Raw genomic sequence first — 8949 nt, 5'->3', positions numbered from 1 at the left:
GCCCTGGGCGGGCAGCCGCCCGGCCCGGGGACCGGCTGCCACGGCCGCCCCGGCCTGTGTGCCCGCCGGGGGCTCACCGCGCGCCACCCGGTCGTCGGGCCGTCCGATCAGCCAGTCGCGGCTGGGCACGACGAGCCCCGCCGGGGTGAAGGCGATCTTCCGCAGCTCCGCATGGCTTCCGGAGTCCTTGCGCCACAGCCCGCTGACGATGTCCACCGCCTCCTGCGGGGTGGCGGCGAACTCCAGTCCCGCGTAGACCGGCGCACACGCGTCCAGGCCCAGGTCCTGGGCGGTCAGCCGGCGTCCCAGCCGCCGGGTGAACACCTCGGCGATCAGCGCCGGGGTGGTGCCGCGCGGCTGCTGTCCGCGCAGCCACCGCGTCACGGATGTCTTGTCGTACCGCAGATCCAGACCGTGCTCCAGCCCGAGCTGGTCCACCCGCCGGGCGAGCCCTGCGTTGGAGAAGCCCGCCTCGGCGATGAGCGCGGCGAGCTGCCGATTGGGGATGCGCTGCGGGGGTCGTTCCGTCATCAGCCTGCCGGTCTCCCTGATCGCTCTGTGGAACGGCGCGAATGTAGCCGCCGCTCGAGGGCTGATCGCGGCCGTCGAGCTCCATTCATCCGATCGTGTGAGAACGAGCCGAGTGAGGACGTAACGGCACACGGTCGTACAGTGGCGGAGGCGCCGCCGTGAGGTTTCGCCACCCATCGCACACGGGTCACCCATCGCACACGGGCCGAGAAGGAGCTTGCCGTGACCGCCGTCACCACGTCTTCCCCGGGGCCGGTCCCCGGCTCATCGGCGCTGGCTTACGTCCACCTGGGATTCGGGGCGGACGCCGTGGACTACGAGGAGGCGTGGCAGGAGCAGCGCCGGGTGCACGCCGCCCGCTTCGCGGACGAGATCCCCGACACATGTCTGCTGCTGGAGCACCCGCCGGTCTACACGGCGGGGCGGCGCACGGCCGACAGCGAGCGCCCCCTGGACGGCACCCCGGTGGTGGACGTGGACCGCGGCGGCAAGATCACCTGGCATGGCCCCGGCCAGCTGGTCGGCTATCCGATCCTCAAGCTGCCGCGCCCGGTGGACGTGATCGCGCACGTCCGCCGCCTGGAGGAGGCGCTGCTGCGCACCTGTGCGGAGTTCGGCCTGGCGACCACCCGGGTGGAGGGCCGCAGCGGGGTGTGGGTGCTGGGCGACCCGGTCGAGCAGCGCCCCGCGCTCGGCGGGCTGAAGCTGGACTTCGACCCGCGGCTGGAGGACGAGGAGTTCGACCCGCGGCTGAACGGCCCGGAGTACGCCCCGTCCAACGCCGGGCAGCGCCGGGAGGACCGCAAGCTGGCCGCGATCGGGGTGCGCATCGCCAAGGGCGTGACCATGCACGGCTTCTCGCTCAACTGCAATCCGGACAACACCTGGTTCGACCGGATCGTGCCGTGCGGCATCCGGGACGCGGGCGTGACCTCGCTCTCCGAGGAGCTGGGCCGGGACGTGCCGGTGGCCGAGGTGGTCCCGGTCGTCGAGCGGCATCTGCGGGAGGTCCTGGAGTCCTCCGTCCCGCTGCCCCGGGCGGTCTGACCCCGCCGGAAATGCGTCCTGGCCCCCTTCGGCCGACCTGGACCGGGAGTGCATCCTGGTTCCCTTCGGTCAGCATGGGACCGGGAATGCGTCCTGGCCCCCTTCGGCCGACCTGGACCGGGAATGCGTCCTCGTTCCCTTCGGTTGCCCTGGACGTCATTCCGTACGAACCACGGGCGTACGCTGGTGACCGCCGACGATTCCCAAGCCCGCCGGCAAACTCGCCACGCCGAGCCGCCAAGCAGAGCCAAGCAAAGAGGAGTGCCGGACGTGTCCGCAGTCGCACCCGACGGACGCAAGATGCTGCGCCTGGAGGTCCGGAACAGCCAGACCCCCATCGAGCGCAAGCCCGAGTGGATCAAGACCCGGGCGAAGATGGGTCCCGAGTACACCGAGCTGCACGGCCTGGTGAAGCGGGAGGGCCTGCACACCGTGTGCCAGGAGGCCGGCTGTCCGAACATCTTCGAGTGCTGGGAGGACCGTGAGGCGACCTTCCTCATCGGCGGCGACCAGTGCACCCGGCGCTGTGACTTCTGCCAGATCGACACCGGCAAGCCGCAGGCGCTGGACCGCGACGAGCCGCGCCGGGTGGCCGAATCCGTACGCACGATGGAGCTGAAGTACGCGACCGTCACCGGTGTCGCCCGTGACGACCTGGAGGACGGCGGCGCCTGGTTGTACGCGGAGACCGTGCGCCAGATCCACTCCCTGATGCCGGGCACCGGTGTGGAGCTGCTGATCCCGGACTTCAACGCGGTTCCCGAGCAGCTCGCCGAGGTCTTCTCCGCCCGTCCCGAGGTGCTCGCGCACAACGTCGAGACGGTTCCGCGGATCTTCAAGCGGATCCGCCCCGGCTTCCGCTACGAGCGCTCGCTCGAGGTGATCAGCAAGTCGCGCGAGGCCGGTCTGGTCACCAAGTCCAACCTGATCCTGGGCATGGGCGAGGAGCGCGAGGAGATCAGCCAGGCGCTCCAGGACCTCCATGACGCGGGCTGCGAGCTGATCACCATCACCCAGTACCTGCGGCCGTCCGCGCGCCACCACCCGGTGGAGCGCTGGGTGAAGCCCCAGGAGTTCGTGGAGCTCAAGGAGGAGGCCGAGGAGATCGGCTACGCGGGTGTCATGTCCGGCCCCCTGGTCCGCTCCTCGTACCGCGCCGGCCGTCTGTACCAGCAGGCCATCGAGCGGCGCGGGGTCGCGGTCGCTTCCCAGGCGGTCTGAGCTCACCCTCCGTGACCCTTGGCCGTCCGCTGACGGGATGTGAGCAACACGCTATGTGATTGCGGGCACACACCTGTCCGAGGGCTCCGGCAAGGTCGCAGGTCAGAGGTTTGATACGGGCCACAGCAGGGTTTCATCGGTGTTTGACCGGCCGGTCACGCACTGGTAACACCATTGGGTAACGATTAAGCCACGCACTGCTTATGGGTGGTGCGTCTCGATCATTCGCCGCTTCCGAGGGGTCCCCATGCCGGCTGCGCCCGTACGACCGTCCGTCACCGACGCGCTCCTGGTCCTGGAGGGCCTGCTGCTGCGCGGCGGGCAGCGCACCGCCCGCCGCAACGCCTGGACGGCGGTGCTCGAGGACCGCCGCCGGGCCAAGGACCGGCACGAGGCGGAACACGTGCTGGAGGCCGTGTCCACCGGGGCTTCCCAGGCCACGTAAACTTCGCTGTATGGCGAGGAAGGAAACATCCGAGAACCCCGGGCGGCTGAAGCAGATCGCCCTGACCTACAAGATGACCAAGCGGGTCGACCCGAAGGTCGGTCTTGTCGTCGCCGGCGTGGGGATCGTCACCTTCGGTGTCCTTCTCGCGATCGGCTTCTGGATCGGCCACCCGATCTTCCTGGGCATCCTGGGCTTCGTCCTGGCCTTCCTCGCGATGGCGATCATTTTCGGCCGCCGTGCCGAGCGGGCCGCCTTCGGACAGATGGAGGGCCAGCCGGGTGCCGCGGCGGCGGTGCTGGAGAACGTCGGCCGCGGCTGGTCGGTGACGCCCGCGGTGGCGATGAACCGCAACCAGGACGTCATCCACCGCGCGGTGGGCAAGGCGGGCGTCGTGCTGGTGGCCGAAGGCAACCCGAACCGGCTGAAGAGCATGCTGGCCGCCGAGAAGAGGAAGATGGCGCGCATCGTCGCGGACGTTCCGGTCCACGATGTGGTCGTGGGCTCCGGCGAGGGCCAGGTCGAGATCAAGAAGCTGCGCACCACCCTGCTGAAGCTGCCCCGGGTGCTGCCGGGCGCACAGGTCACGGTGGTCAACGACCGGCTGCGCGCGCTGGGCGACCTGATGAGCAACATGCCGATTCCGAAGGGTCCGATGCCCAAAGGCATGCGGATGCCGAAGGGGCGCTGAACGCGCTCCGTCACCCCACCGCATACAAACGGCGGACCGGATACGGATTCCGGGCCGCCGTTTCGTATGCGGTGACGCGTTGTGGGTCACGCCGGGCCCGGGGTCCCTGTGACGCGGTCGCAGGTCACCCGGGGGCGCGGATTTCTGAGCGCCGCGCCCCGCGCCCCGACGGCCCGGTCCGCGCGGACCCCGGATGGGCTCTAGATCCTGATCTGCACGGAGCGGGAGAGCCGGTCGTGCAGCCCGCGGGTGTCGCGGTCCCAGACCACCGCCGGGATCACCAGCACCACCAGCACACTGCGCAGCACCGCCCGCGGCAGGCTCAGCCGGACCCCGCCCTCGCCGATGACCCGCAGCTTCAGCATCAGCTTGCCCGGGGTGGCGCCGACGGTGCCCACCGTGAGCAGGCTCAGCACCAGGAAGACCAGGAGCGCCCAGTTCCCGGCGGCCTGGGCGTCGCGGCCGGACAGCAGCGCGTAGGAGACGAGCAGGCACAGCGCCCAGTCGATGAAGAGCGCCCCGAAGCGGCGTCCCAGCGGCGCTATGGCACCCGGTCCGCTCTCGGGGAGCCCGAGCTGCTGGCCCCGGTAGCCGAAATCGACACCCATGTCCTCGGCGGCCGCGCGGGGCCCGGAAAGCCACGATCCGAATGCTTGCCTCTTGTCCACCCGTCCACGTTACTGCGACCGCATACGTTCGCCGGGCCGGGCCCCTCCCGCGCGGCTCCCGGGCCCCTCCCGCGCGGCTCCCGTGCGGCTCCCGGGCGGGCTCCCGCCGGGCCGTTCGGTGCCTTTTCCCAGGCCGCGACCGCCCGCAACCCCCCTCGAGCCGGTTAACCTGGGTGAAACAAATGGGTCATGCATGGGAAATCCCGGCTGCCTATGGTCGGCGACAGCGCGCCACCGCACATGGACCGCGCGACCGAACGAATCCCCGTCCCCCCGCGGCCGGGCTAGGAGGAGTTGGATGTTCCAGAACGCCGACGACGCTCGGAAGTTCATCTCGGACGAGGACGTCAAGTTCGTCGACGTCCGGTTCTGTGACCTTCCCGGCGTCATGCAGCACTTCACCGTACCGGCGGAGGCGTTCGACCCGAACGAGGAACTCGCCTTCGACGGTTCGTCGATCCGTGGTTTCCAGGCGATCCACGAGTCGGACATGGCCCTGCGTGCGGACCTCTCCACGGCGCGTGTCGACCCGTTCCGCCGGGACAAGACCCTCAACATCAACTTCTTCATCCACGACCCGATCACGGGTGAGCAGTACAGCCGCGACCCGCGCAACATCGCCAAGAAGGCCGAGACGTACCTCGCCTCCACCGGCATCGCGGACACCGCGTACTTCGGGCCGGAGGCGGAGTTCTACGTCTTCGACAGCGTCCGCTTCGAGACCAAGTCGAACGAGTCCTTCTACCACATCGACTCCGAGGCGGGCGCCTGGAACACCGGTGCGCTGGAGGACAACCGCGGCTACAAGGTCCGCTACAAGGGCGGCTACTTCCCGGTCCCGCCGGTCGACCACTTCGCCGACCTGCGCGCCGAGATCTCCCTCGAGCTGGAGCGGGCCGGCCTCCAGGTGGAGCGCCAGCACCACGAGGTGGGCACCGCCGGCCAGGCCGAGATCAACTACAAGTTCAACACGCTGCTGGCGGCGGCCGACGATCTCCAGCTGTTCAAGTACATCGTCAAGAACGTCGCGTGGAAGAACGGCAAGACCGCGACCTTCATGCCGAAGCCGATCTTCGGTGACAACGGCTCGGGCATGCACGTCCACCAGTCGCTGTGGCAGAACGGCTCCCCGCTCTTCTACGACGAGCAGGGCTACGCGGGCCTGTCGGACACCGCCCGCTACTACATCGGCGGCATCCTCAAGCACGCCCCGTCGCTGCTGGCCTTCACCAACCCGACGGTGAACTCCTACCACCGTCTGGTCCCGGGCTTCGAGGCCCCGGTCAACCTGGTGTACTCGCAGCGCAACCGCTCCGCCGCGATGCGCATCCCGATCACCGGATCCAACCCGAAGGCCAAGCGCGTCGAGTTCCGCGCCCCGGACTCCTCCGGCAACCCGTACCTGGCCTTCTCCGCCCTGCTCCTCGCGGGTCTGGACGGCATCAAGAACAAGATCGAGCCGGCCGAGCCGATCGACAAGGACCTCTACGAGCTCGCCCCCGAGGAGCACGCGGGCGTCCCGCAGGTCCCGACCTCCCTCCCGGCCGTCCTCGACTCCCTCGAGGCCGACCACGAGTTCCTCCTCCAGGGCGGCGTCTTCACCTCCGACCTGATCGAGACCTGGATCGACTACAAGCGCACCAACGAGATCGCGCCGCTGCAGCTGCGTCCGCACCCGCACGAGTTCGAGCTGTACTTCGACGTGTAAGCCTGTGGTCGAAGGAGCACCTCTCCTCCGACGTGTGATCCGTGCGCACCGGCTGAACGGACCTGCCGGTTCCGGCCGAGCCCCCGCCACCGCCCGATGGGCGGCGACGGGGGCTCGGTGCGTGCGGGCCGGTCACGAGGGGGGGTTCACCGTCTGGGTGTCGGTGCCGGAGGACGGCAGGAAGCTGGTGTCGCCGGTGTAGACGGCGACCACCGGCTGGGTACCGACATCCAGGGTGGACAGGGACAGCGTCGCGGTGCCGCCCGTCAGCGGCTGGACGAACACACCGCCGCCGGCCCCGCCGACGACGAAGGTGACCGTGCCGGTCGGGACGCCCGTACCGGGTGCGATCGGGGTGACGACCGCGGTGAACGTCACCGACTGGCCGAGCGTGGACGGATCCGGCGCGGAGGACACCGATGTGGTGGTCGCCGACGGGATGACGATGATGGCGCTCGCGCCGGTGGAGGGGGAGAACGCGGTGTCACCGCTGTAGTTGGCGAGCACGGCGTAGGCGCCGACGCTCAGCCCCGCGGGGACGGTGACCGAGGTCGTCCCGCCCGACAGCGTCCCGGTCAGGGTGGGGCCGCCGGTGACGACGAATGTGACGGTACCGGTGGGGGTTCCGGTACCCAGCGGGATCACGGTGGCGGTGAGGGTCACCGACTGTCCGGCCGTCGCGGGGTTCGGTGACACCGTGACCAGGGTGATCGTGGGCGTGGTCGTGGGCGTAGCCATGTTGGGCCCTCCGAGTGGTGTGGGGTGGTGGGCCTCGCCCGCCACGCGGCCCGGTACGGGGCCGGCGGCGGTGCGTCGGAGGCTAGGGGGTGCGCACATACGGCGATCCAGTCGGGGACATCCCCGGGTCACCGTCCCCCGGCAGATGGGGAACCCACCGGTCTGTAGCACCAGTAGGCGCGCGACTCGCCCCCAACACCAGAGGCCGCCGCCGAATTACCCCGGATAGCGCAGCGCTCGCCCGGCCCCGGCGCACCCCCGTTCCGTGTACGGCGCGCGTCCCGCCTGGCCGGAGCACCGCGTGCGCACCGCGCACACCCCGGCCGCGCACACCCCGGCCGTGCACGGTGCGTCCTGGGCCGCCCCGGGCGTCGCCCGTCCCGGGGGGGGGCCGCCGCCGGGTCACCCGTGTGAACTCCCCCGAACCCGCCGGGCCGGGGCGCGTCGGGCCGGTCCTTCTCAGAAGGGCCGGGAGCGGCCGGTTTCGGCCGCGCGGGCGCGGGAGGCGGCTATTTCGGCGTAGGCCCGGTCACGGCCCTCCCAGTGGGACCCCTCCACGGACTTGCCGGGCTCCAGATCCTTGTAGACCTCGAAGAAGTGGGTGATCTCCATGCGGTCGAACTCGGGGACGTCCCCGATGTCCTGGACATCGGAATAGCGCGGGTCATGGGCCGGGACGCAGAGGATCTTCTCGTCCGGGCCCTTCTCGTCGCGCATGCAGTACATGCCGATGGCCCGGCAGAGGATGACACAGCCGGGGAAGGTCGGCTCGGCGACGGTGACGAGGGCGTCCAGCGGATCGCCGTCCCGGCCGACGGTGTGGTCGATGAAGCCGTAGTCGGCCGGATACTTCGTCGAGGTGAACAGCATCCGGTCCAGCCGGATCCGGCCGGTGGCGAGATCCATCTCGTACTTGTTGCGGGATCCCTCCGGGATCTCCACGACCACATCGAACTCACCGTGCTCCATCGCGGCCTCCGGTCACCCGTGCGCTCCGGTGTCCTTCCAGTGTGCGCCGGGCGCGCCGGACGGGCAGCTCGGCCCCGGACGCCTCAGCCACCCCGCACGAGGGCGTCGATCTCGGCCTCGAAGAGGACCGAGGAATCGAAGCCCATGTCCGTGAAGTGGCCTTGCAGATCCAGGCTGATCACGCCGTGGAGCCGGGTCCAGGTGCGCAGCGCACGGCCCTTCAGCTCGCCGCCGGGCTCCTCGCCGGGCACCCAGGGGCCCGCGCCCTCCAGATGGCGCGCCAGCTCGGACTCGAGCGGGGTGAGGCACTGCCCGCCGCCTCCGCCGGCGCCCTCGCCGCCTGCGCCGTCGGCACCGCTTCCGGTGGTGCCGCTCCCCGGGGCCGCGGCACCGCCGACGGTGGCGCAGGCGTCGAGGATGGTCCGCATCAGCCGGGCCGCGATCTCGGTGGTCTCCGGCGGCGCCTGGTAACCGGGCACCGGGGTGCCGTAGATGAGCAGATAGCGGTCGGGGTGCCGCTTCGCCCAGTCGCGCAGGGCACGGGCCAGGGCACGGAAGCGGTCGGCGGGGGCGGCGTCGGCCACGGCCCGGGAGGCGGCCTCGGCCAGCTCGCGGTAGGCGTCGGTGATCAGCTCGGTCAGCAGCTCGTCCCGGTTCGCGAAATAGCGGTAGAGCGCGGGGCCGGTCATGCCCATCGCCTTCGCGATCGCGTTCACCGAGATGCCCGCCGTGCCCGCCTCGGCCAGCTGGGCCAGGGCCACGGCCTTGGCCTCCTCCCTGGTCTGTTTGCGGTAGCGCTCTCGCCGTGCTGTCGCCATGGGCGCGCCTCTCGTACGGATCGTCGGCTTCGGACTTGACACTTCGAGAGTAACAGGTTCATTGTTTGGTTAGAAGTTCTCACGACAACGAGAAGTCCTTACGCGAGGAGTCC

Annotated in this window: 10 protein-coding genes; 5 read left to right on the top strand and 5 right to left on the bottom strand. The window is 70.3% G+C overall.

Annotated features, from left to right (window positions below; genetic code table 11):
* A partial coding sequence (locus AXW62_RS25865) for an NsdA family TPR-like regulatory protein (RefSeq protein ID WP_502688784.1) occupies positions 1 to 531 on the bottom strand: 531 nt, incomplete at its 3' end.
* A gap of 222 nt (positions 532 to 753) precedes the next feature.
* On the opposite strand from AXW62_RS25865, the gene lipB reads away from it, so the two are divergent.
* From lipB to AXW62_RS25845, 4 genes are all read left to right on the top strand, one after another.
* Positions 754 to 1578 (top strand): lipoyl(octanoyl) transferase LipB, encoded by an 825-nt coding sequence (gene lipB / locus AXW62_RS25860; protein ID WP_051886598.1) that lies wholly within the window; start codon positions 754 to 756, stop codon positions 1576 to 1578.
* Between the two features lie 270 nt (positions 1579 to 1848).
* Positions 1849 to 2799, top strand: a complete 951-nt coding sequence (gene lipA, locus AXW62_RS25855) for a lipoyl synthase (protein WP_060946621.1) — start codon at positions 1849 to 1851, stop codon at positions 2797 to 2799.
* Between the two features lie 247 nt (positions 2800 to 3046).
* Positions 3047 to 3244, top strand: a complete 198-nt coding sequence (locus tag AXW62_RS25850) for an SCO2195 family GlnR-regulated protein (RefSeq protein ID WP_030838723.1) — start codon at positions 3047 to 3049, stop codon at positions 3242 to 3244.
* A 10-nt stretch (positions 3245 to 3254) separates the two neighbouring features.
* On the top strand, positions 3255 to 3935 hold the full coding sequence (locus AXW62_RS25845) for a DUF4191 domain-containing protein (protein WP_060946620.1): 681 nt from the start codon (positions 3255 to 3257) through the stop codon (positions 3933 to 3935).
* A gap of 200 nt (positions 3936 to 4135) precedes the next feature.
* Here the strand turns inward: AXW62_RS25845 and AXW62_RS25840 are convergent, their stop codons facing one another.
* Positions 4136 to 4603 carry an RDD family protein gene (locus tag AXW62_RS25840; protein WP_079115790.1) on the bottom strand — a complete coding sequence of 156 codons (468 nt, stop codon included), beginning with the start codon at positions 4601 to 4603 and terminating at the stop codon, positions 4136 to 4138.
* Positions 4604 to 4901: 298 nt separating this feature from the next.
* Between AXW62_RS25840 and glnA the strand changes: the two genes are divergently transcribed.
* Positions 4902 to 6311, top strand: a complete 1410-nt coding sequence (glnA, locus tag AXW62_RS25835) for a type I glutamate--ammonia ligase (protein ID WP_060946618.1) — start codon at positions 4902 to 4904, stop codon at positions 6309 to 6311.
* A gap of 132 nt (positions 6312 to 6443) precedes the next feature.
* Here glnA and AXW62_RS25830 read toward each other — a convergent pair whose 3' ends face one another.
* The 3 genes from AXW62_RS25830 to AXW62_RS25820 form a co-directional block, all read right to left on the bottom strand.
* The gene (locus AXW62_RS25830; protein WP_060946617.1) at positions 6444 to 7049 is read right to left on the bottom strand and encodes an Ig-like domain-containing protein; all 606 of its coding nucleotides are present in this window, start codon (positions 7047 to 7049) and stop codon (positions 6444 to 6446) included.
* A gap of 459 nt (positions 7050 to 7508) precedes the next feature.
* Positions 7509 to 8018: an inorganic diphosphatase gene (locus AXW62_RS25825; RefSeq protein ID WP_060946616.1), complete on the bottom strand. Its 510-nt coding sequence runs from the start codon at positions 8016 to 8018 to the stop codon at positions 7509 to 7511.
* A gap of 83 nt (positions 8019 to 8101) precedes the next feature.
* Positions 8102 to 8836 carry a TetR/AcrR family transcriptional regulator gene (locus AXW62_RS25820; RefSeq protein WP_060946615.1) on the bottom strand — a complete coding sequence of 245 codons (735 nt, stop codon included), beginning with the start codon at positions 8834 to 8836 and terminating at the stop codon, positions 8102 to 8104.
* Positions 8837 to 8949 lie beyond the last annotated feature (113 nt).

This window comes from Streptomyces hygroscopicus subsp. hygroscopicus (assembly GCF_001553455.1).
In the GTDB taxonomy this organism is placed as follows: domain Bacteria; phylum Actinomycetota; class Actinomycetes; order Streptomycetales; family Streptomycetaceae; genus Streptomyces; species Streptomyces hygroscopicus.
This window is presented reverse-complemented; position numbering and strand designations above follow the sequence as displayed.